Annotated in this window: 19 protein-coding genes; 10 read left to right on the top strand and 9 right to left on the bottom strand. The window is 49.3% G+C overall.

Annotated features, from left to right (window positions below):
- Positions 1–104: 104 nt before the first annotated feature.
- Positions 105–2,084 (top strand): DUF6259 domain-containing protein, encoded by a 1,980-nt coding sequence (locus tag PK629_06725; protein HOP11166.1) that lies wholly within the window; start codon positions 105–107, stop codon positions 2,082–2,084.
- Between the two features lie 46 nt (positions 2,085–2,130).
- On the opposite strand, the gene PK629_06720 is transcribed toward PK629_06725, so the two are convergent.
- The 3 genes from PK629_06720 to PK629_06710 all read right to left on the bottom strand — a co-directional run bounded on the left by PK629_06720 (position 2,131) and on the right by PK629_06710 (position 5,628).
- On the bottom strand, positions 2,131–3,351 hold the full coding sequence (locus PK629_06720; GenBank protein HOP11165.1) for a cation:proton antiporter: 1,221 nt from the start codon (positions 3,349–3,351) through the stop codon (positions 2,131–2,133).
- Entirely contained in the window at positions 3,341–3,697 is a 357-nt protein-coding gene (locus PK629_06715; protein ID HOP11164.1) for a hypothetical protein, read from the bottom strand. Before PK629_06715 ends, PK629_06720 begins: the two co-directional genes overlap by 11 nt.
- 197 nt (positions 3,698–3,894) lie before the next feature.
- Entirely contained in the window at positions 3,895–5,628 is a 1,734-nt protein-coding gene (locus tag PK629_06710; protein HOP11163.1) for an FAD-dependent oxidoreductase, read from the bottom strand.
- A gap of 249 nt (positions 5,629–5,877) precedes the next feature.
- On the opposite strand from PK629_06710, the gene PK629_06705 reads away from it, so the two are divergent.
- Complete coding sequence (locus tag PK629_06705) at positions 5,878–7,029, top strand: SH3 domain-containing protein (GenBank protein HOP11162.1); 1,152 nt, start codon at positions 5,878–5,880, stop codon at positions 7,027–7,029.
- Positions 7,030–7,103: 74 nt separating this feature from the next.
- A complete protein-coding gene (locus PK629_06700) occupies positions 7,104–8,414 on the top strand; it encodes a hypothetical protein (protein ID HOP11161.1) in 1,311 nt (436 codons plus the stop codon).
- A gap of 93 nt (positions 8,415–8,507) precedes the next feature.
- Here PK629_06700 and msrB read toward each other — a convergent pair whose 3' ends face one another.
- The 5 genes from msrB to PK629_06675 form a co-directional block, all read right to left on the bottom strand.
- Entirely contained in the window at positions 8,508–9,455 is a 948-nt protein-coding gene (msrB, locus tag PK629_06695; GenBank protein ID HOP11160.1) for a peptide-methionine (R)-S-oxide reductase MsrB, read from the bottom strand.
- Positions 9,456–9,529: 74 nt separating this feature from the next.
- Positions 9,530–11,425 (bottom strand): ABC transporter ATP-binding protein, encoded by a 1,896-nt coding sequence (locus PK629_06690; protein ID HOP11159.1) that lies wholly within the window; start codon positions 11,423–11,425, stop codon positions 9,530–9,532.
- Positions 11,418–13,145 (bottom strand): ABC transporter ATP-binding protein, encoded by a 1,728-nt coding sequence (locus PK629_06685; GenBank protein ID HOP11158.1) that lies wholly within the window; start codon positions 13,143–13,145, stop codon positions 11,418–11,420. The genes PK629_06690 and PK629_06685 overlap by 8 nt, the downstream gene beginning before the upstream one ends.
- Before the next feature lie 6 nt (positions 13,146–13,151).
- A complete protein-coding gene (locus PK629_06680) occupies positions 13,152–13,577 on the bottom strand; it encodes a MarR family transcriptional regulator (GenBank protein HOP11157.1) in 426 nt (141 codons plus the stop codon).
- Between the two features lie 173 nt (positions 13,578–13,750).
- Positions 13,751–15,796: an alpha-galactosidase gene (locus PK629_06675; protein HOP11156.1), complete on the bottom strand. Its 2,046-nt coding sequence runs from the start codon at positions 15,794–15,796 to the stop codon at positions 13,751–13,753.
- Between the two features lie 169 nt (positions 15,797–15,965).
- Here PK629_06675 and PK629_06670 point away from each other — a divergent pair, with 169 nt between their 5' ends.
- The 5 genes from PK629_06670 to PK629_06650 are packed head-to-tail and all read left to right on the top strand — an operon-like array spanning position 15,966 to position 19,553.
- Positions 15,966–16,814, top strand: a complete 849-nt coding sequence (locus PK629_06670) for an ABC transporter ATP-binding protein (protein HOP11155.1) — start codon at positions 15,966–15,968, stop codon at positions 16,812–16,814.
- Positions 16,811–17,779, top strand: a complete 969-nt coding sequence (locus PK629_06665) for a hypothetical protein (GenBank protein ID HOP11154.1) — start codon at positions 16,811–16,813, stop codon at positions 17,777–17,779. Before PK629_06670 ends, PK629_06665 begins: the two co-directional genes overlap by 4 nt.
- Complete coding sequence (locus PK629_06660) at positions 17,776–18,765, top strand: ABC transporter permease (protein HOP11153.1); 990 nt, start codon at positions 17,776–17,778, stop codon at positions 18,763–18,765. The genes PK629_06665 and PK629_06660 overlap by 4 nt, the downstream gene beginning before the upstream one ends.
- Before the next feature lie 17 nt (positions 18,766–18,782).
- Positions 18,783–18,920 carry a hypothetical protein gene (locus PK629_06655; GenBank protein HOP11152.1) on the top strand — a complete coding sequence of 46 codons (138 nt, stop codon included), beginning with the start codon at positions 18,783–18,785 and terminating at the stop codon, positions 18,918–18,920.
- A gap of 18 nt (positions 18,921–18,938) precedes the next feature.
- A complete protein-coding gene (locus PK629_06650; GenBank protein ID HOP11151.1) occupies positions 18,939–19,553 on the top strand; it encodes a TetR family transcriptional regulator in 615 nt (204 codons plus the stop codon).
- Between the two features lie 45 nt (positions 19,554–19,598).
- Here the strand turns inward: PK629_06650 and PK629_06645 are convergent, their stop codons facing one another.
- The gene (locus tag PK629_06645) at positions 19,599–20,171 is read right to left on the bottom strand and encodes a hypothetical protein (GenBank protein ID HOP11150.1); all 573 of its coding nucleotides are present in this window, start codon (positions 20,169–20,171) and stop codon (positions 19,599–19,601) included.
- A gap of 419 nt (positions 20,172–20,590) precedes the next feature.
- Between PK629_06645 and PK629_06640 the strand changes: the two genes are divergently transcribed.
- Positions 20,591–21,454, top strand: coding sequence for a hypothetical protein (locus PK629_06640; GenBank protein HOP11149.1), 864 nt, complete (start codon positions 20,591–20,593; stop codon positions 21,452–21,454).
- 407 nt (positions 21,455–21,861) lie between these two features.
- Positions 21,862–22,170, top strand: coding sequence for a thioredoxin (gene trxA, locus PK629_06635; GenBank protein ID HOP11148.1), 309 nt, complete (start codon positions 21,862–21,864; stop codon positions 22,168–22,170).
- The last annotated feature ends 110 nt before the right edge of the window (positions 22,171–22,280 follow it).

Raw genomic sequence — 22,280 nt, 5'->3', positions numbered from 1 at the left:
TTTCATTTTTTGTCTATATGCTGCTCGAAAAAGCATAACCGATTTGTTTGACAGCTTGAACCTTTATGGTATAATTAAAAAATCCAATTTAGAGGAGATAAATTATGGCGTTTCAAAACCAATTGAATTTTACCGTTTCTCCAAACGGAGACCGCCTTATCTGGTCCGCAAAAGACCTCCCGCTTTGCGGCAGACAGAATACTGACTTTTGGCGGCTGATGCTCGACGACGGATACAGGCGGGAAATGACCGTCAAATCCTCCGAACAAACCGGCTGTGTGACCGTAAACGGCAATACCACAACGATTACCTACGACCATGTCATCGGCACTGACGGACGGCGTTTTGAAGTAACCCTGACGCTTCGAATCGTCCAAAATAAAGACGCACTGTTTTTTGAATCCGAGATCAGCAACCATGACGCCGCCCGTGTCAACGAGTTCCAATATCCCTATATCGACCTCGGCACCGTCTGCGATGAAGTCCGTGAAAATGACGTGCTTGTGCGCCCGAACGGACTCGGCGAACGGATTAAAAATCCCTGGGCAGCGCTTGAAAATACCCACACCGAATATATGAGCGCGGATTATCACGAGATCAAATCGATTTTGCTGTATCCCCGTCCGGCCTCAATGTCCTGGTTCGGCATTGAGAGTGCAGGCAACTTTTTATACATCGGCCGCCATGATAAACTCTGCCGGTCGTTTTCCATGCTCTCCGCGATACAGCCCCGTGAATGCAGCGAACCCCGTCTGGTCAGCACCGTCTGCCAATATCCCTTTGCGGCACAGGGCGAGACGCTTACCTGCGCACCCGTTGTCGTCTCGCTGACGAAAGGCGACTGGCGCAACGGTTCGGATATTTTCGGCGCATTTGCCGGAGAGACCTTTTTCAAACACGCGCAGCCGCCCGAATGGGTGCGGAATATGACCGGCTGGCAGCGCATCATCATGCGTCACCAGTTCGGCGAAAAATTCTGGAACTATTCCGACCTGCCGCGGATTTACCGCGAAGGGAAAGAGTCCGGACTTGATACTTTGTTGGTTTTCGGCTGGTGGAAAGGCCGCTTCGACAACAACTACCCGATTTACGAGGCCGATGATGATCTCGGCGGCGAAGAGGGTCTGAAAGCGGCGGTTGAAGAGATTCACCGGCTCGGCGGTCGTGTGATTTTATACGCAAACGGCAATCTGATCGACCGAAAAACCGACTTTTACCGCGAACAGGGACACGACATCGCCCGTATTGACATCGACGGCAACGAATACGAGGAGCATTACCGTTTCTCCAACGACGGCACGGTGCTCAGCAATTACGGCTACAAAACGTTTTCAAGCGCCTGCCAAGCCACCTGGGGCTGGCAGAAGCAGCTTGTGAACGTCGGAAAATACAAGCTGACGTTCAATCCGGACGCGCTGTTTTTCGACCAGCTCGGCGGGGCCGCGCACCTATGCTTCAACGAAAACCACCGGCACGGCAGGCGCGTGGATATGGATTATACCTACCGTTCCGAAAATTTTCTCGCCCTGCGCGAATTACTCAATCCGGAACAAGCGCTCGCCACCGAATGCACCAACGACCTCGTCAGCGCCATGACGGACTTTCTGCACGGCTGCGACTTCGGCAATTTTTATCGCCGCAATAAAAACGACCGCTGGCAGGACACAATGTTTCCGCAGATGTTTTTGCGCACATTCCCTGAGGTTATCATGACCAATCGTTTTGTGCACGACTGCCGTGTCGACTGGAAAAAAGAGCTCAACCATGCGTTCATCCACGGTTTCCGCTTCGACGTCTCCATCTACCGGGGACGAAACAGTACCATTGCGGATCTGCCCGAATACGCCGCCTATATCAAGAAACTGATCGCGCTGAAAGACGAATACCGCGAATTTTTCTACCACGGCCGCTATATCTGCGAGACAGCGCTCGTTGTGCCCGAGGGTGTTCAGTACACCGAGTATCAAAACAGCGACAGACGCATGTTCGCTTTTTGGAATAAGAGCAGTAAAACAACTACATTTAATGCAGCCGGTAAAAACATCCGCATAAATCCCGAAGATGTTACCTGCGTCGTGATATGAAAAAAGAACGGACTGCTCAGCAGTCCGTTCTTTTTTCTGTATTAAACTACGTTTTTGCCGGGGTCTCGGCTTTCTTCTTATCGGGTAATATAATATTTCCCGCCTTGACCAACGCGCTCTTAGCGACGCTGGGCCCGATGATCGAATAGACAAACGTGGATCCGAGGATAATCGTTTGCAGCTGGCTGGCGTATTCCGCCGGCAGAAGCGATTTTGCCGCAATGATCAGGCCGATTGCAACACCGGCCTGCGGCATCAGCGTCGGACCGAGATATTTATTGATCGTCTCATCAGATTTGGTCACCTTGCCGCCGAACCATGCGCCGAGCCATTTCCCGGCGACTCTCATCACGATATAGATCGCGCCGATCAAGCCGATCTTTGCGAGTGCGCCGACATCGAATCCCGCGCCCGAGATCACAAAGAAGATCATATAGATCGGCGGCGTAAATGACTCGATTACTTTGGCAACTCCATCGATATCGGAGACAATATTGGTGATTGCAACACCCAACGCCATGCAAGCCAACAACGGAGAGGCGTCTGCGGCATCTGCAGCCCATAGCGTCAAGAAGATAAATCCGATCATCACACAAAGGCGGTTGTTCGGCTTATGAAACCACCGGAAAAACAGTGACATCAGCGCCCCTGCCGCGATACCGATCGCAAAGGAAATCACAATATCAAGGAACGGTGAGACGAAGTTCATGACCGTCACCGCTCCGGTACCTTCCATCGCTTTGACGATGGCGGCGGCAAAACCGAACGCGATCAAAGCGACCGCATCATCGAGAGCAACGACGCTCAGCAGCATTGACGTCAAAAGGCCTTTCGACTTATATTGCTGGATGACCAAAATCGTCTGTGCGGGTGCGGTTGCCGCAGCAATTGCACCAAGTAAAATCGACAGTTTCGGATCGACGCCGAAAATCAATAAAGTCGCCGTAACCAAAATCACCGCGCCGAAGGCTTCGGTGTTGGCGATGACGATCGGTGCCGCACCGACCTGCTTAAAGTATTTAAATTTGAACTCGATACCGACTGAAAAGGCAATAAATCCAAGCGCCATTTCCGAGACAACCGAGAACTGATCCACGGCTTGCTGTAATTGCTCTTTTTGGGGCAGAATGTGAATCAACAGCCCGATGATCAGACCTGCGACCAGATATCCGGTTACATTGGGGAGTTTAATGAATTTCCCAAGTCGACCGAACAGCAGTCCGCCGACCATGATGATCGCGACGTATAAAAGAATTTCAAAACTCAAGATGCGGCAACCCCTTCGTAAAATCTACGGGCACGCTGAAGACGATACCGGTATCTTTTCCGCAGATATCACCCACAACCTTCTCAATGGCCCTCGTGACCACTTCAAGCTGCTCGTCTTTAATCACCAGTAAAAGCGTTCTGCTCTCTTTTCGTTCGGGATTGATAATCGCCCGAATCGAACCGATGAACGGAATATCATTCCCCTCGTAATCTTTGAGCACCCGTGCCATACCCTCGCTTCTCAGGATGGTTCCGCCGCAGATGTTTTCCCGCGCAAGTTCTTCAAGAACCGCTTCGAGCTTCTCGGTTTTATTGAGTACAAACACCACCAGCTTCATGTCCATGCCCTCCTTTTTCAATAAAACATATCACTGAAAATTTAGATAAAAATGAAACGAAGCGCCTGTGACGGGCGTAAAACCACGCCCGGAGCGCAACAGATATATTATACCACTTTCTCTTTTTCCTGACAAGACAACGCAAAAAAACCGTCGAAACCGACAGAAAACCGTCATTTTTATCTCGTTTTCTTATGAATAATTTAATCCTGCGCTTCAAACGCAAAGATGTTTGCGGTGTTTTCACCGCCCCAAGTTTTGATTATATCCAGCCGAACGGATTCGCACACCAAATCGAGCGTGATCCGAACAAGCCGCTCGTGATTGTCTCTGACCTGTTGCTTTAACACCCAAAACCCGTTGACTTTCACCGAAATGTCGAAATCCCGCACAAGCCGGTTCGGCATCCTGCGGTGATACGGCTCCATGCCCCACTCAAAGGGCATATTTTTATCAAGCCGCTCAAGTTCGCTGTCAAACACGATGCGCATTTGTCCGACCCGCTCGGGTTTTTCCCAGACAAGGTCAATCCGGCTGCCGTGAAAATGATTGACGTCGCCGAGATTGCGTTCGATGCCATTTGTCAACGCTTCCGAATTCGTCCCATCGCAGACAAAACGACCTTTTGCGGTCAGCGGAGAGATTTTTTTCTCTTTCGACGGCAGATAACAGTTGTCCTCCAGCAAGGTATTCTGCAGTTCCGCCAGATGGTTTTGCAGTACGCCGCGCGGTGTCGTGCCGTTTTTCGTTGCGATTGCGGCCGCGGCACCGACGGCCTGCCCCAATATCGCACAGGTACCCATCACCCGCGTCGAGGACATGGCCGCGTGGGTCGCGCTGATGTTGCGTCCGGCGAAAAACAGGTTTTCGATATTTTTGCTGTAAAGACATCGGTACGGAATGTTGTAGGGCTGCGGCGCGGGGTGAAAAATCGTCGGCTTTCCCGCAAACTGAAACCCGCCGGGGTTGTGGTCGTCCATGCTCCAACCGCCGTACCCGACGATATCGTCGAATGCCCTGACGTCCCGAATGTCGTTCTGCGTCAGCATGTAATCGCCCTCATAACGGCGGCTCTCGCGCTTGCCCGGCAAAAAGCCGACCCACTCGATGGCCCAGTCGTCGGCGTTGTATTTCCCGCTGTTTTTGATATAATCCCAGACCCCGAACGCCAGCGCGACCAACTCGTCACGCAGTTTGTCGGTGTCGTGAATGCTGTCGTTTTCGCCGCCGAGTTCCAGCCACCAGAAGTTGGTGCAGTTTTCAATATTCGCACCCCTTGTCGAAAGCAACTTTTCATAATCGTAATCGAGTTTCGTTGCCCATTCCGGCGGGCGGTATTCCATCTTGCGGTCATACTTTTTCGCCTGAATCAAGCAGCTCATGCCCATGGTCTTTTTATCGGCCTGTTCGGGTTCGATGGATTCGCCGAACTCGTCTCTTGCCTCCCGGCCGATTCGGAACTGCGCACCCGACAACGGCGCCAGCACGCTGTCGCCCGAACAATCGGCAAAGAGTTTGGCCTTGACCGTGTGAAAGATCTCGGAAGTACCCTGCCAGCCCTTGACGCTGACGATGGTATTTCCCGACATTTCAATTTCATTGCACGAGCAGTTCAGCAGCAGCATGATGTTCTTTTCGCGTTTGACCATCGAAAATAAAACCATATCCCACATGCTGAAATTGCGCATGGCGTTGTGGTAGATATTCGCCAGTTCAATTTCTTCCAGAATGCCGCTCTCGCGTAAGCCCTTGCCGTCGCTGCGGTCAGCGCCGCAAATGTGCATGCGAATCTCGGAGGAGGCGTTGCCGCCCAGCACCGGCCTGTCCTGCATTAAAATCACTTTTGCGCCGTGCCGTGCCGCCGCAATCGCCGCGCACATGCCGGCCATCCCGCCGCCCACCACGCAAAAATCGGTCTCGTGTTTAATGTGTCTCATGATAATTCTCCGCTTCGGATTTTACTTAAATTATACTTTAATAATTAAAAATTTCAACACTCGTCCATGAAATTTTAAAATATAGTAAATAATTTGTTATTTACTGCTTGACATTTATTGTATAATTGAATATAATGTTATTATTCAATCATTTAATAACAAATTCGGAAAATATTGAAAGGAACCGATGATGCCTATAATTGTAATTTTACCTTTAAATACATCTATGAAAAGAAAGGAAGAAATAAAATGTCAAAGAAAATAATCGCAATAATCATAACAATTATCATGTGTATAACAACATTGTCACTACCCGTCTATGCAGGAGATGGAGATTCATTCAATTCAAACGAAAGTTGTGAAACTGAAGGTGTTTATGACTATGGTGAATATGGGGATTGTACTATAACATCTCCCGTTTCCGGAGGAACTGATATTACATCAACTTATCGCATCGCAGGTAATAACACTGATTCTTATGTATATGTTACAATATTAAGTTCTGCCGCTGTTTATTATGGGCCAAGTACGAGCTATGTCCTTAGAGAAACCCTTACATATGCTCAGGGCGGTTATGCAATCGAAAGATCAGGATCGTATTACTTGGTTCAATATACAAAAAACGGCGTAACTACACGAGGTTATATTTTAAGCACATCTCTTTCGGGTAGTTTATCTTCTGTTTCTTATGAAAACAACAATATCAACATATTGGGCATAAATACATATGGCAGCACTGTTCATGTATACGGTGGTCCCGGAACCACATATGCTGATATTGGTACGATCAGTAACAGAGAATTAATTACCGTGTTAAAAGCAGAAAATTCCTCTTGGTATCATATTGAATACTACACATCTAGCGGAAACAAAAGGGGATATGTATCAGAAAGTTATATTTTAATTCCACAATATGGTTATAATAAACCAATTACCAGTGGTTATAGAACTAAAGATTATAGTGGTTCGCATAATGGTATTGATATCGGAGGTGTAGGTACAACAACCTCTGTATATGCCATCACAAACGGAAGTGCAGAATATTTAACACGTCATGAAAATGACCCTGAAGAAGGCCTTGTAATGGTCAGTTATGGCAACTATATTAAGCTGACATGCTCTGATACTGGAATAATAGCATATTATGCTCATTTATCCATATTCCGTGGTGGATTTACCTATCTGACTTATCCAAATCCTGATGAGCCTCGTGGAATATCTGTAAACACCATTGAAATTTCAAGAGGGACATTGTCTGTGGCTGCTGGATTATACTTAGGTCGTACAGGTTCAACGGGGAATTCCACGGGGAATCACCTCCACTTTGAAGTAAGAGCAGGTAATGATAGTACCATTCTTGATCCATTCACGTATGTGCTTTTCCCCAATATGCCATATTAATTTTCTTTATCATAGCCAGCGGTATAAAAACCGCTGGCTATGATAAAATTTATATTTGAAAGGAAACTCAACCATTGAAAAAATTTTTTATCATGTTATTATCTTTTCTGCTTCTGGCGACATGCTTAAGCTGTTCAAAAAATATTTCGACGTCATCGGATAGCGCGTTAACCATAGTTTCGTCCGCACCCAGTAAAGTTTCAAACAGCTCTGAATCAATCCTGTCCCAAGTCAATTCCGACGAAACAGAACCGACGGACGCGACAATAAAACTCTCTGAGTTTGTAAAAATATTTACTGACGGTGGCTCCTCATACGGCCTTACCGATGATGGTATACTATATGCTTGGGGATATAATAGCCGTGGCTGTCTCGGTCTGCCCACGGAAGACGAAATCGTCAATGAACCCACAAAGATCAATATCCCTGAAAAAGTCGTCGATTTGGCGCCGGGCGCTCTTTGCGTAGCTCTCTGTGAAAGCGGAAATGTTTATACTTGGGGATTAACGGAACTTCCGAAAAGCAGCAGCACATTCAATTACGATTCAACACCCATGCAAAAGGATCTTCCGGAAGCGATTTCGGAAATTTTTCAAGCGCATGGCATGGTTGGTCTGGCAAAGGGCATCAGCGGCGAATTATATATCTGGGGCTGGAACGAACAGGGACAGCTCTTCGGAACAACTGATGAAACATGGTCGTCCGTTCCTATTACAGCTCAATTACCCGCCGAAGCTATAATGGTCTGCGGATACGATACTCATTTAATTGCACTATGTACAGACGGAAAGATCTACACTTGGGGCAGCAATTACTACGGAGAACTCGGCGATGGCCTGACTGTAAAGGGACTAGATGAAAACGGGGAATTGATTGAGAATAACCGATCCTATGCCGCCGCTGTAGCACTTGAAGGAACTGTTATCAGTGTGGCGGCAGGACGCGGTGCGAGTTATGCACTGCTGGACGACGGAACCGTATATGCTTGGGGCGCAAATGACGTCGGACAACTCGGTGTTGACGAAACCGTGACGTCTTCATCGGTGCCTGTAAAAATTGATCTTCCCGAAAAAATCACGCGTATCATCAGCAATGCCTTTACCGCATATGCTATTTCCGAAAGCGGCAACCTCTATGGCTGGGGGAAAAACAACAATGGTAACTCTGATTCTGATTATACCAGTTTGGGAATCGGCACAAACCCAGCTATTGTCTATACACCGGTAGAAATTCCGGTTTCCGGTGATGTGATCTCAGTTCAAGCAGGTTTCGCTACCTTCGCCTTAACTTCAGACGAACATCTCTGGGTTTGGGGCAGCAATTTATATAACTCCATTTCGTCAAATGTTGAGGACTTTCCGGAAGCTCCAATCATGCTATATTAAATTCTTTTATCATCTGAAAATCGCCCCCGTATCATTAATACGAGGGCGATTTTGATTTTAATTTAACGATCATATCTATTTTTTTAAATCAGTTTACACCAAATCGAGCAAATACCTGTAGCCCTCTTTTTCCATGTCCTCTTTGGGGACAAAGCGCAGCGACGCGCTGTTGATGCAGTAGCGCAGACCGCCTTTTTCCTGCGGGCCGTCTTCGAACACATGCCCCAAATGGGCATTCCCGACCCGGCTGCGCACCTCGGTACGGACCATCCCGAAGGTCAGGTCGTCTTTTTCGCGCACGACGTTCGGGTCAATCGGCTTGGAAAACGCCGGCCAGCCGCAGCTTGATTCGAACTTATCCACGGAGGAAAACAGCGGCTCTCCGGTCGTGATATCCACATAGATGCCCGGACGGTAGTGGTCGAAAAACTCGTTGCGAAACGGCGGCTCGGTGGCGCTTTGCTGCGTGACCGCAAACTGCATGTCATTTAATTTCTTTTGCAGGGTTTCCGCGTCCGATGCGGCGTAATCCGCCGGATTCACGACCGCGTTCGCGGCTTTTTCAAACTTTTCGGGTCGGATATGGCAGTACCCGCCCGGGTTTTTATCGAGGTATTTCTGATGATATTCCTCGGCGGGATAAAAATTTTCAAGCGGCTTGACTTCTATCGCGACCGGCTTGTCCAAACGCGTCTGCAGTTTCAGAATCGACTGCTTGATTGTCGGAAAATCGGCCTCATCCGTGTAATAGATGCCCGTGCGGTATTGGGTTCCCGTGTCCCCTCCCTGCTTGTTGATTGAAGTCGGATCTATTGCAGAATAGTAAAGTTCCAACAAAAAGCCCAGCGGGACGATTTTCGGATCGTAAACCACTTCCACCGTCTCGGCATGGCCGGTGTCGTTGTGACAGACCTCCTGATAGGTCGGATTCGCGGTCTTGCCGTTGGCATAACCGACCTGCGTGGACTTGACCCCGCGCACCGACGCGATGTATTTCTCCATACCCCAAAAACAGCCGCCCGCCAGATAAATTTCCGCCATCAAAATCCCTCCGCCTCTGTCAGTTTCTATGACTTCCTGATTATAGAATATCTTTGATCGGCATTTTTGTCAATTTAAATCTGATTTCCGGCAAACTGGGTCATATACAGCGAATAGTAACGGCTTTTCTGCGCCAGCAGTTCCTCGTGATTTCCGCTCTCGACGACACGCCCCTGATCCATAACAACGATCTTGTCGGCGTCCTGAATCGTGGAAAGCCGGTGCGCGATGATCAAACTCGTCCGGTTTTTCATCAGATTGACCATGGCGTCCTGAATGTGCTTTTCGGTTCTCGTATCGACCGACGACGTGGCCTCGTCCAATACCAAAATCTTCGGGTCGGCCAGCACCACGCGCGCAATCGCAAGCAGCTGACGCTGCCCGTGCGAGAGATTTGCGCCCGCATGCTTCAAAAACGTCTGATACTGTTCGGGAAGACGCTCGATAAAATAGACGGAATTGCTCATCTCGGCCGCATAGCGCATCTGCTCATCGGAGGCGTCGAGATTGGCATATTTGATATTCCGTTCAATCGTATCGGAAAACAACACCGTATCCTGAAGCACGATGGCCACGTTATGGCGCAGTTCGTCGCGCTTGATGTCCTTGATGTTGACGCCGTCGATTTGAATTTCGCCCGAATCCACGTCGTAAAACCGCATCAGCAGATTGACGACCGTCGTTTTGCCGCTGCCGGTCGCCCCGACCAACGCGATTTTCTGACCCGGCTTGATATCCAAATCGAATTTATACAGCACCTGCTTGTCGGGGATGTAGGAGAAATCGACGTCTTTGAAAGAAATTTCGCCCGTCACCTTTTCAAGATTCCGATCACCGCTGTTGTCCTCATCGGGCTGGTCGATCAGCTCAAACACGCGTTCCGCGCCGGCCATCGCCGTCTGCACCGAGCCGTACAGCTGCGCGATCATGTTGATCGGGCGCGAGAACTGCCTCGCATAGATGATGAACGCGGAAATCGTGCCGACCGTGATCAGTCCCGTCAGCGCGAAATACCCGCCGAAAGCCGCGACGATGACGAATCCGATGTTGGAGATGCAGTTCATAATCGGCCCCATGGAGCCGCCGAGAATTTCCGCTTTGATGCCGACCTTCGTCAGTTCGTCGGAGGTCGCATTGAACTCACTGACAACGTCTTTCTGCCGGCTGTAAGCCACGATGGATTTATAGCCGGTGATCATCTCCTCGGAATGGCCGTTCAGCCGCCCCAAGACCTGCGCACGCTTTTTGTAAATGCGGCGCATGACACTTGACAGCTTCTTGGTCACGACCACCGTGATGACCACCGTCGCCATCGTGATCAAAGTGAGCTGCCAGCAATACCATGACATGATCGCAATCGTTCCGAGGATTGTCAAAATGCCGGAAATCAACGAACTCATGCTCTGCGAAACCGTATTCGAGATGTTCTCGACGTCGTTTGTCATGCGGCTCATCACGTCGCCGTTGGAATGTGTGTCGAGGTATTTAATCGGCAGATTGTCGATTTTCCGAAACAGGTCGTGACGCATTTTCTGAACGATGCGTTGGCTCAGGTGCGCCGAGATCAGCATTTGCGCCAATGTGCAGCCCGTATAGACAAAATAGACGATCAGTAAAACGATCAGCAGCTGCCCGAAACCGCTCCACTCCAGTTTCGTGATCCGGTCGATCGCATCGCCCTGCATCGCGGGTGCGGCCAGTGAGGCAAGCGTCGCCGCCACAACCGATATGACCAAAAGCCACAAGAGTTTCTTTTCGTTTTCAAAATATTTCAAAAGGCGCGAAATCGTTTTTTGCACGGCTTTGGGCTTTTCGATCGTCTGTCCCATATTGCGCCCGGGACCGCCGCGGGGTCCGAATTCCATCTGCTGTGTTTTTTTCTGTTCAACTTTCCGGTAACTGGCCTCCGAGGTCTGCGTATGTTCAAAACCCGCCGGAACTTCCCCGGGGTTGTGCTTTTGTTCACGCATCGATTTCGCCTCCTTTCTTCAGCTGCGAATTGTAAATATCCCGATAGATCGGAGACGTTTTCAATAACTCCTCATGCGTCCCGCAGGCCGTGATTCTGCCGCCGTCGATGATGGCGATCCGATTCGCGTCCTTGACTGAGGCGATGCGTTGGGCGATGATGATTTTGGTGGTGTCGGGGCATTCTTTTTTCAGCGCCGCATACAGTTTTGCCTCGGTTTTCAAGTCAAGCGCGCTGGAAGAGTCGTCGAAAATCAGGATTTCAGGGTCTTTCAACACGGCACGCGCAATGGAAATGCGCTGTTTCTGCCCGCCGGAGAGCGAATGCCCGCCTTCCGTGACCTGCGTATAATAACCGTTCGGCGTGGCGCAGATGAAGTCGTCCGCCTGGGCGATTTCCGCCGCGCTCTTGATCTCCCACGGGGTCGCGTCAGCTTTGCCCCAACGGATATTCGCCTCAATCGGGCGCGAATACAGTTCCGCTTTCTGGAGAACCACGGCGATTTTATCCCGCAGCGCCGTGAGGTCGTATTCCCTGACATCGACGCCGTCCACCAGCACTTCGCCCTCCGTCACATCATAAAATCGCGGAATCAGGTTGATCAGCGAGGTTTTACCGCTGCCGGTCGCGCCGAGAACCGCCAGCGTCTCACCCCGGCGGACGGTCAGATTGATGTCTTCCAGCACTTCGCGGCCGCCGGAATTGGGATAGGCGAATTTCACATGCTTGAATTCCACTTCACCGCGGCGATCGGAACTTTCCGCATAACCGCCTCCGGTGATGACCCGCTCACAATTCAAAACCTCGTTGATACGAGCGGCAGAGGCCTTGGCGCGGGTTATCGTCTGAAAGAGATTCGCCATAAACATCACGCTGTTCAGAATAAGCCCGACATAGGTGATGGCGGCTATAATCTCACCCGTGGTGACGCTTCCGCTGTTTTGAACCGTCATGCCCCCGATATAGATGATGCCGACGACGCAGAGATTCAACACGATGTTCATGCCCGGACTCATAAACGCCAGCAAGGACTGCACTTTCAGATTGATGCCGTAAAGCGCGTCGTTCGCGTTGTCAAAACGGCTGAGTTCATAATCCTCCTTGACATAGGCCTTAACGACGCGCGCACCAGCGATATCCTCCTGCATGACGTTGTTTACGCCGTCCAGTTTTTCCTGAACAACCGCAAACATCGGCGCGGCTTTTTTCATAAAAAAGACCACGATCGCAACGACAAACGGCAGCCCGCAGGCGACCACCACGGCAAACCGCGGCGACTGCCTGTACAGCATATAAATGCCGCCTAAAAACATGGCGGTGCTGCGAACCACTGATCGAATGGAAAGCATCACCACATTCTGCACCTGGGTGACGTCGTTGGTAATACGGGTGATCAGCGAGCCGGTAGAGATTTTATCGGTCTGCTCAAAGGAGAGATCCATGATCCTGCCGAACAGGTCCTTGCGCAGATCGTTGCCGAAATACTGCGCCGCAAAGTTGGCAAAAACGCCGGACATGATCCCGCAGAAACCGCCGAACAGCACCAGCAGAATCATTTTGACACCGATCGTCAGAATAATGCTCATGTTCTGCCCGATGACGCCGTCGTCCACAATCGTCGCCATCAAATCCGGCTGCCAAAGGTCCATCGTGATTTCGCCCAGCATAAAAATCGGCGCCAGCAGGCACCAATGCCAATATTTCTTGATATATTTCAACATAAAAACTTATAACCTCGTTTGTATGGTTTCGGAGAGCATCTCTAAAAATTCAATCATCTGCGCTTCTTTTTCAGTCGTGACCACCGAGGTGATCAGACGGTCGGCCTCGTGGATTTTTTCCCGGAGCCGATCCGCACTTTCCTGCCCTTTTTCGGTCAGATACAGCTTGGCAAAACGCTGGTCTTTTTCATCGGTCTCTTTGGTGATATATCCAGTCAGCTGCATCTCCTTGACCGTCTGGCTGATGGCAGCGGAGGTCTTTTGACAGTTCTCCGCCACATCCTTCTGGCTCGCGCCGGGATGCCTTGAGAGGTGTATGATGATCATCCGGTAAGAATCCGGAATTCCGCATTCGAGCGCCATTTTGCGCATATAGTTGGTCCACTCTTTATAGGTGTGTTTGATCACCAACATCAACGGTTTGGGTTCCATACTTTTCTCCTTCATTAATTAGTTACTTACTTAACTAATAAGTACAATATGGTTATACCACACCCGTATTTAAAAAGCAATACCCCTTGAAAAATTTATTTTCCGATAAAAACATTTCAAATTTAAAACCCCCTGCGTCATAAACGCAGAGGGTTTTCTATATATGAAAATTTTCAGCGCTTTTGATACTTGGCAAAGAGGAATGACGCGGGCTTTTCGAGTTTCACCGTAATACCCCTGTCGGCCTTTTCAATCGTGCCGCCTCCGTTGGTGTAGAGTATCTTGTATTCTCTCCCTGCGCTGTCCGTCGGATAAAAATGCGTTTTCTCCTGCGAAAATTCACGGAACAACAGCAGATAGCCACCGTCGCCGCAGTCGATGTCAAAACCGGTGTAGCTCATTCCATCGGGCAATTCGCCGATCGGACGGACGTTCCCCGCTGCCATCCGCTCGCGGTGCTGTTTAAAAATACGCACGATATCCGCCAGAAGTTTCACGTCCTCGTCGGCCAGATGGCTCATCTCCATCCAAAACAGCGGGCAGGATACCATCGTGCAGGCGAACACCGTGTCCATCGGCCAAAGCGCCGGACGCAGCGGGTCGGGTTCGCCGTACCGCTCATTATATTTCTGCTCATTTCGGCGCACGTTCAGAAGCTCGAACTGGCACTTGCCCACCGGGATGTATTTGGATAACTCCCACACGTTTTTCAGCGTATAGTGCGGATAATAATTCACCGAATCGGTGTAGCGGTTCTCGATGAACAAGCTGCCGTATTCCTTTTGATACAGATGTCCGAGCCGGATCTGCGCGGTGATGTCCATGTTGAACCAAACCTTGCCGCCGCTCTCGGTAGTCACCCGCCGCATCATCTTGAGCAGATTGATCTCGCTCTGCTTGTTTTTCAAAATAATGCCGTCCAATTTGAAAAACCGCACGTCATATCTGCGGTGCAGGCCCAGCAGCGTCTCGGCATCTTTTTCCCATAACTCGTAATCGTTCGCAAGATCGGGCGAAAACCATAACCCGAGTTGCAAATCCTTTTCTTTGATGGCCTTTGCGATAACCTCCAGTCCGCCGGGGAACTTTTCGAGATTCGGCTTCCAAAAATCCGGGTCGCTGTCGTAATAATCGCCGCTCCAGAGTTTATTTTTCACCAAAATCGAGTTGGCTGTTTTACCTTTCTGCCAGCCGTCGTCAATCTGCACCACATCGATGCCGATCTGCGCCGCACGCTCGATTTCGCCGAGCATAAATGATTCGCAGACCGCCGCGTCCTGGCTGCGGTCGCCCCAAGTGTTGCTCATCATATAAAGCCCGCGGGTCTCAAGACCCCGGTATTGCGCACGGTAGAGCTTTTTATATTCATCGTTCAGCGCCGCTGCCTCTCCGACGCCCACAGAGGCCTGATAAAGGGCGATCTCGTCGTTTTTCGGCAGGTTTTCGTAATCGATGCCGCTGCCGGTTAAAAACGCGTAGTGGGCATTGTAGGTACGCATATCCTCTTTGGTTTTGGCAAGATGCCCCGCCGGACAGGGCGCTTCCTTGACCAGCATCAGCCCGCGCCCGTGGATGTAGTCGTCGAACAAAAAGAAATGCCCGTCGAAACGCTGTTCCCACATCAGATAGGGGATCTCGGTCTGTTCCTCGACAAAATTGTTGTGATGGTCGGAGACGTCGATCAGCCGTGTGCGGGTCAGGCGGGTGTGGCGGCTGTTCAGGCGGATGGCCTCGATGGTATCGGGCGGCGGAAACAGAATGCCGGTCGCAGCCGTATTTTTCCCGAGCGTAGCGTTCTCGATGCCCTCACTAACTGTGACTTTGTCCTCAGTTTTACCCAAAACGATTTCCCCGCCGACGATCACGGACAATTTTGTCGTGACAAAAGCGATGCCCGGAAAAATCACGTTCTGCCATTTGACCGTGATGTTTCCCGCTTCGAAAACCGTCTCCGCCACGAGTCCGGTTTGCGAAAGCCCCAAACAGTCGTCGGTGAAGCCGTTAAAAGAGATTTTGCACTTATTAAAATCCAGCACCGGCAAATAAAACGCCGCCGCCGGATTCGCCGGAGAACTCCACCGATACCCGCTTTGTTTATCTTCAATATATTCAGTCACGGGCACGTTGCCGTAAAAAACGACTTTGCGCGTAATTTTATCGTTTTCGATGATAAACCCGTCTTCGGTTTTCGTCATTTTGCAGTCCCGATAAATCCGCATTCCGATAATCCTCCCGAAAAATTTACGAATTCAATATATCATATCTCCGAAAATTTTTATATAAAAACAAAAAATATTTTTCAAAAACCTCTTGACTGACCGGTCAAATGGGTTTATAATCAAATTGACCACCCGGTCAAAGCTTGGCAACCGTCAAGGAGGGTTTTATATGATTCAAGTCAGCCATGTGTATCACGACTACGAGGGCAAGGGCAAATGCGCCGTCTCGGACATCAGCTTTCAGGTCGAAAGCGGTAAAATTTTCGGATTTCTCGGGCCGTCCGGCGCGGGCAAATCGACGATCCAGAACATCATGACCGGTCTTTTGGCGCTGCAAAAAGGCGAGATCACCTACGAGGGCAAGTCGGTCCGCGAACTGAAAACGCGCTTTTTCAACCAAATCGGCGTGTCATTCGAGCAGCCGAACCTCTATTCCTCGCTGACCGGCCTCGAAAACCTGCGCTATTACGCCGCGCTGTTTTCGGTGCCGACGCTAAATCCGATGGAACTGCTCGAACAGGTCGGCCTGCGTGAAGACGCCAACAAACGCGTTTCCAACTACTCCAAGGGCATGAAGCAGCGGCTCACCTTTGCGCGGGCGTTGATCAACAAACCCAAGTATCTGTTTTTGGACGAACCCACCGGCGGCCTCGACCCGAAAACCGCCGTCGGCATCCGGGAACTGATCCGCGCACAGCGTGAACAAGGCGCCGCCATTTTTCTGACGACCCACAACATGGAACTCGCCGACGCGCTCTGCGATACCGTGGCATTCCTCTACGGCGGGGTCATCGCGGCCAGCGATTCGCCCGACGCTTTAAAACTGCGCTTCGGAAAGCGCGAAATCCGGGTTCTTTACCGGGAAAACGGTGCCGAAAGCGAACGTTTCTTCCCGATGGACGACAAAGCCGGGCTGGCTGCATTTTTAAAAACCGCAGACGTCATCAAACTCCATTCGCAGGAGGCGACTTTGGAAGAAATCTTTTTGCGTGTCACCGGAAAGGAGCTGACCGCATGAAAAGCGTATTCTTTTTATGCGTACAGGACTTCAAACGGCTGCTGACCAACGCACTGTTCTGGGTGCTGGCAGGCACGCTCGTGGTGATCGTACTGGTGGTGAATTTGGCGCTTCCGTCGGAAATCGCCCCGGAAGAATTCAACATCGTCACCTATAATCTGACCAACGGCGCGCTTTACGGCGAGGTCATGGACAGCGAAGAAGCCCTGCGCGAAGCCGTAAGCGACGGCGGCATGATCGGTCTGATCGGCGGCAGCGACGGCCTCACCGTCGTCCATCCCGGACTCTCCGAAAAAACGCTGAACGCCGTGATGCTGATGCTGAGCGGTGCGGGTTCTCAGGAAATCTCGGTTGAAATTTTAAACGCACAGACCGAGGTCATCCCGTTCAATTTGCGGATATCGCCTATTTTTATCTGCTTTGAAGCCCTGCTCACGGGCTTTATCTTAGGCGGTGCACTGATGCTCGCCGAAAAAGAGGACGGCACCGTCAATGTTCTGCGTATTTCCCCGACCGGAACGGCAAGGTATTTGATCTCAAAATCACTTCTGTTTTCAGTCATCGGGACGTTATATGCAACTCTAATCTGCGTTTTCACCATCGGCTTTGACATCGCATGGGATGTTTTTCTCCCGCTGGCCTTTTTCGGTACGCTGATCTTCACGCTGATCGGGCTGGCGTATACAACATTGTTTCATGAGATGAGCGGCTGGTTTTTCTCAATGGTAGTGCTGCTCGGCATCAATATGCTTCCGGTTATTTCCTATACCACCCCCGCCTTCTCACCGCTGTGGATGAAGTTCATCCCGTCCTATCCGATTCTGTTCGCCTTCCAAAAATCCCTGTTCGGCGGCACGCCCGAAACGCTCTACACGATTCTGTCCATGGTCGGCTGGCTGATTATCTCCTATCTTATCGCTTCTTTAATGGTCTCCAAGTTGTTTTTAAAGGAGGTCAGAGCATGAAAGCGATTATAACCTCCCTCGGCAAAGAATTTAAGCTGGTTTTCCGCAACGGCATCTCGCTGTTCATGGCACTGGCTCCGGCGATCTTGGCAATCGTTTTTATCCTTATTTTCGGCGCAACTCAAAGCGCGTCGCTCAAACTCGCGGTCAGCGATCAGGCCGACGCAGGCGCTGTCGAAATGCTGTCACGCATCGCCGATATCGAGTTGTTTTCGGATGAAACCAAACTCTTGTCCCGCGTCCGTGCCACCGACGCCGTAGCCGGGATCGTCATCGAAGACGGTGCACCTGTGCTGGTATTTGCCGGCGACGAAGGGGACGACTATATGGCGGGAACACGCCAACTGGTACAGACTGCCCTCTCCGGCGCCCAAGTCTCCTATCAGGCAGAATCGATCGAACCCAAAGGCAGCTTGGCCTATAATGTCTCCATGATCGCAATATTGCTGATGAGCCTGTTTATCGGCGGCGCGACCATCGGGTTTTCCATCGTCAACGAGCGCGAGAGCAATATGATCAGCGCGGTCTCGGTCAGTCCGCTCAAATTGGCCAACTATATTCTGATCAAACTGATTCCGTCACTGGTGTTGAGTATCGCGGGAATCACGATCGCGACACTCATCATGGGCAGAGGACAGGCGTTGCCCGGATTCCTGCTGCTGGCCCTGTTCAGCGTTCCGGTTTCGGGGCTGTTTATCTTCCTTATCGGCGCGTTCGCCGCGAACCAAATTGCCGCAGTCGGCGTGATGAAAGCGCTGATGCCGATTTCAATGATTCTGCCCATTTCAGCGTTCTTTGTACACGGAAACTGGCGGATCGCCTATTATATCTTCCCGATGTACTGGCAGTATCGCGCAATTGATGCGATCAACAACGGCGGCGCAATGCTCTTCCCCTGCCTGATGTCGCTGGCAGTGGGCACACCCTGGTTTTTAATGATGGCGTTTTACTTCGCAAAGAAAACCAAAATCCGAATCGGCAGATAATGAAAGGAGTTGTTTGTATGAAATGGTATTGGTGGGTTCTGATCGTGGCGGGCGTTGTCGGGCTCGTCACGCTCAAGATCATTTATGCGCCGAAATGGCTGAAAAAGCAGCAGGAAAAAAAGGCGGCGCGGCAAAAACTGGCCGAAGACGAATAAGCACCATTTGGAGATTGCATGAAATGGATTGAAGAGGGAGCGCAAAATCCGCTCGAGACAAATGCGGCGCTTTTTGAAGCGGCGCTGAATGAGTTTGCCGCCCATTCGTACAAAGAGGCCTCGCTGAACGAGATACTAAAAGCAGCCGAAATGAACAAAGGCAGTTTTTATTACCGGTTTCACGATAAACTGGAACTCTACCTGTCTTTGCTCATTAAAATCGCCGGCGAGAAAGTAGCCACATTTCAAGAATACGAAGCCCAAACAAAAGATACCGGCTTTTTCGAAAATTTTCGTCAAAAGGCCGTGGTCGGACTGCGCTTTGCCAAGGCCGAACCCCGCTATCACGCATTGTTTCAGCGGATTTTGGAGGAGGAAAACGATATTCGGGAGGTCATCAACGCCGGTTTCGGCGGCATGATGGAAAATATGATGGAACAGATGATCCTGCGCGCCAAAGAAGCCGGTGAACTCCGTGAGGATCTGCCCGTTCAGACAACCGCGTTTATCATCTCCACTCTGATGAATAAAATCGACACCGTGATTTCTCCGGATCTGGAGGATGAAAAAATCCTGGAAAACGTAGATACGCTATTGGACATCCTCAAAAACGGGATGGCGAGCAAGCAATAACAAAACCCCCTGCAGTTATCCTGCAGGGGGTTTTTCTGCTGTCAATTATTCCGATATGGTCGAGAAACCCGATACAATATTATCGATGGATTCGTTGCTGTCAACCACAACCCAAATCAACGGACGGAACTTTCCGATCATTTCCTTGCTCCAAATGTAGTAAGTCGTCTTTGTGCTGTCTTCAGCGGTACCTGCCATGATTGAATATTCAGCATCGCCGATTGTGATCGGATCGATTATGCCAAACTGCAGGGAGCTTGCGACCATGGCAATTTTATTCTTAATCTGGTTATCGGTTGAACCCTTGTCGAACAGCATGCTGTACGAGATGATGATATAATCCGTGTCATCCGCGACTTTTTCGATGCGCAAATCTTTAAATTCGCTTTCGAATTCCGCCAATTCCTCGTTGGTGGGCAGCGGATAGGGGAATTTCGCAGCATATTCCTCATCCGAAAGCGCTTTCCATCCGTCCGGAATGACAAAAGACAGTCCGAAATAGTCGTTGGTGTAAACCCCATTGGTTACCGTACCTCTTGTGGCAGGTCCCGATGTGGAGCAGCCGAGCATGGACACAACAAGGACAAGCAGCAGTGCTGCCGCAATGAATTTTTTCATAAAATAATCCCCTCACAAACACTAAGTTTGAATTGATTATATCACCTGACAAATCGTGTGTCAATGAAAAAATTTACAAACCTTGCAATATTCTCAGCTCTATTTTCCTTCCCGCAATCGCAGTCGCTCTATTCGCTGATCTGTGAAAAATTCGCCGGAATACCATCAATTGATTCTCTGCTGTTGATTTTTCATATTGATTTCTCCCTTTTATATAACGCGTAAAAATTTTCACTTTCATTCAATGGTTTTCAGCGCTAGTTTTGCCTAAAACGATAATTTATGATTACCCCGTTAAATTGACAATTCTTTGGTAATGTGGTAGTGTATCCTATGAAATGCGCGAAGACAGCAAAAGGGTAATCAATCTATTCAAGCGGAAGATTCAATGAATTTGAAAGTGGTGAACGCTTATCAATTTGTCAAATAAAACCACAGTAAAATATTTAAAAAAGTATGGGCCTTGTTATCAGGCGCAGAAGAAATTCAAAGCAAATGCAAAAAAATATCCCGGCCCTGTTTCGTATCACAATCTCGGCGTGTATTACTACATGTACGGAACAGAAACACCGGAGGGTAAAGTCCGAAGCGCAAACGCACTCAGTCTGAAATATTTACGAAGAGCTCATGAGCAAAATAGCGCATTATTTGAAAATCTCATGTATCTCGGGCGCATTGCAAATATGAAACATCAATATAACGAAGCAGTTGTTTGGTTCCAAAAAGCGCTGGAAGTATCCGACGTCTTTATAAGCCACTATCTTCTTGCATCTTCTTATTATAAAATTGAGGAATTCGAAAAAGCTGCCGCTCATTTTCAAAATTCATGGAATTTATGCGAAAATGAGGATGATCGGTTTGCAGTAAAACTCGCATACGCATTTTCGGTTTGGCAAACAGATCATAATAAAGGAAGAGATGTCCTCTTTGAAATTATAAACAATGGTTGTCTGGATTTAGAGCCGGATGTTTTGGCATTATCTTTTTTATGCTCCGAATATGAACTAACTTATCAGCTAAGTGAAACCACTTTTCAAAAGTGGCATATAGATCTATTTACTCTTGCAATGATTATGGAGTGTTATTTTAAACTTGAAAAAGAAATTGAAGCGAAAGAATTTTTTAATGGCTTTATTGAAAATCTAAAAGGTTATGAATATAATATCAAACCCGAAATGCGCGGTGCACAAAAAATATTCAAAGACGGCGAATATCGCAGGAAAATAATTAATGAGTTCAAGTTCATCCCGCTTTGGATTGATACCGAATACTTTACATACTAAACGAAGATTATGAGCATGATAAGCCCCCTGAATCAACATTCCGGAGGGTCTGTTTTTCATATGTGAGTTTATCACGGAAGGCAATCCTGCGGCGGTTTATAATACAACCATAATCCCACGAAGGAGACGTGATTCCAAAATGCCTTTCGGTTTCTCAAACAAACAAGAAACACCCGCTCAGTCCAATAACAAACTTCAGGTCAACAAACACCGCTGCCCGCAAAACCACCCCTGCCCCTCGGTTCGGGTGTGTCCGACACAAGCATTGTCACAAACAGGTTTCGCAGCACCTACTGTCGACGACAGCAAATGTATCAGCTGCGGCAAATGTGTTCGCTTCTGCCCGATGGGCGCGCTTTCACTTTCATAAATAAAACTTTTAACCGTACATGACAGGAGGTAATTTTATGTCAGTCATCCACATCACAAAAGACAATTTCCAAAAAGAAGTTATGGAAAGCAAAATCCCTGTTTTGCTTGATTTCTGGGCTTCTTGGTGCGGCCCCTGTCGGATGGTCTCTCCGGTCGTTGATGAAATTTCCAATGAAACCCCGACCATCAAAGTCGGCAAGGTCAATGTAGACGAACAGCGCGAACTGGCCGCTGCGTTCAACATCATGAGCATTCCGACGCTTGTCGTCATCAAAGACGGCAAAATCACCAATCAAGCATTGGGTGCCAGACCCAAACAGCAAATCCTCTCAATGCTCGCCTAATCTCTTCCTCATAACAACCGCTACCATTCGTTTGACGAATGATCAATCCCCATCATGTGCGGTTGCTTAAATCCGCCGCCCGGAGTTGCACCGGACGGCGGATTCGTTTT

Source organism: Oscillospiraceae bacterium (genome assembly GCA_035380125.1).
Lineage (GTDB): Bacteria > Bacillota > Clostridia > Oscillospirales > JAKOTC01 > DAOPZJ01.
Note: the sequence above shows the minus strand (reverse complement) of the source record. Positions and strands in the feature narration are given on the sequence as shown.

Excerpts from the sequence above, each read along its gene's own strand:
- PK629_06725 (HOP11166.1), top strand. The coding sequence starts at position 105 with ATGGCGTTTCAAAACCAATTGAATTTTACCGTTTCTCCAAACGGAGAC.
- PK629_06715 (HOP11164.1), bottom strand. The coding sequence starts at position 3,697 with ATGGACATGAAGCTGGTGGTGTTTGTACTCAATAAAACCGAGAAGCTC.
- PK629_06710 (HOP11163.1), bottom strand. The coding sequence starts at position 5,628 with ATGAGACACATTAAACACGAGACCGATTTTTGCGTGGTGGGCGGCGGG.
- PK629_06705 (HOP11162.1), top strand. The coding sequence starts at position 5,878 with ATGTCAAAGAAAATAATCGCAATAATCATAACAATTATCATGTGTATA.
- msrB (HOP11160.1), bottom strand. The coding sequence starts at position 9,455 with ATGGCGGAAATTTATCTGGCGGGCGGCTGTTTTTGGGGTATGGAGAAA.
- PK629_06690 (HOP11159.1), bottom strand. The coding sequence starts at position 11,425 with ATGCGTGAACAAAAGCACAACCCCGGGGAAGTTCCGGCGGGTTTTGAA.
- PK629_06685 (HOP11158.1), bottom strand. The coding sequence starts at position 13,145 with ATGTTGAAATATATCAAGAAATATTGGCATTGGTGCCTGCTGGCGCCG.
- PK629_06680 (HOP11157.1), bottom strand. The coding sequence starts at position 13,577 with ATGGAACCCAAACCGTTGATGTTGGTGATCAAACACACCTATAAAGAG.
- PK629_06675 (HOP11156.1), bottom strand. The coding sequence starts at position 15,796 with ATGCGGATTTATCGGGACTGCAAAATGACGAAAACCGAAGACGGGTTT.
- PK629_06670 (HOP11155.1), top strand. The coding sequence starts at position 15,966 with ATGATTCAAGTCAGCCATGTGTATCACGACTACGAGGGCAAGGGCAAA.
- PK629_06665 (HOP11154.1), top strand. The coding sequence starts at position 16,811 with ATGAAAAGCGTATTCTTTTTATGCGTACAGGACTTCAAACGGCTGCTG.
- PK629_06660 (HOP11153.1), top strand. The coding sequence starts at position 17,776 with ATGAAAGCGATTATAACCTCCCTCGGCAAAGAATTTAAGCTGGTTTTC.
- PK629_06655 (HOP11152.1), top strand. The coding sequence starts at position 18,783 with ATGAAATGGTATTGGTGGGTTCTGATCGTGGCGGGCGTTGTCGGGCTC.
- PK629_06650 (HOP11151.1), top strand. The coding sequence starts at position 18,939 with ATGAAATGGATTGAAGAGGGAGCGCAAAATCCGCTCGAGACAAATGCG.
- PK629_06645 (HOP11150.1), bottom strand. The coding sequence starts at position 20,171 with ATGAAAAAATTCATTGCGGCAGCACTGCTGCTTGTCCTTGTTGTGTCC.
- trxA (HOP11148.1), top strand. The coding sequence starts at position 21,862 with ATGTCAGTCATCCACATCACAAAAGACAATTTCCAAAAAGAAGTTATG.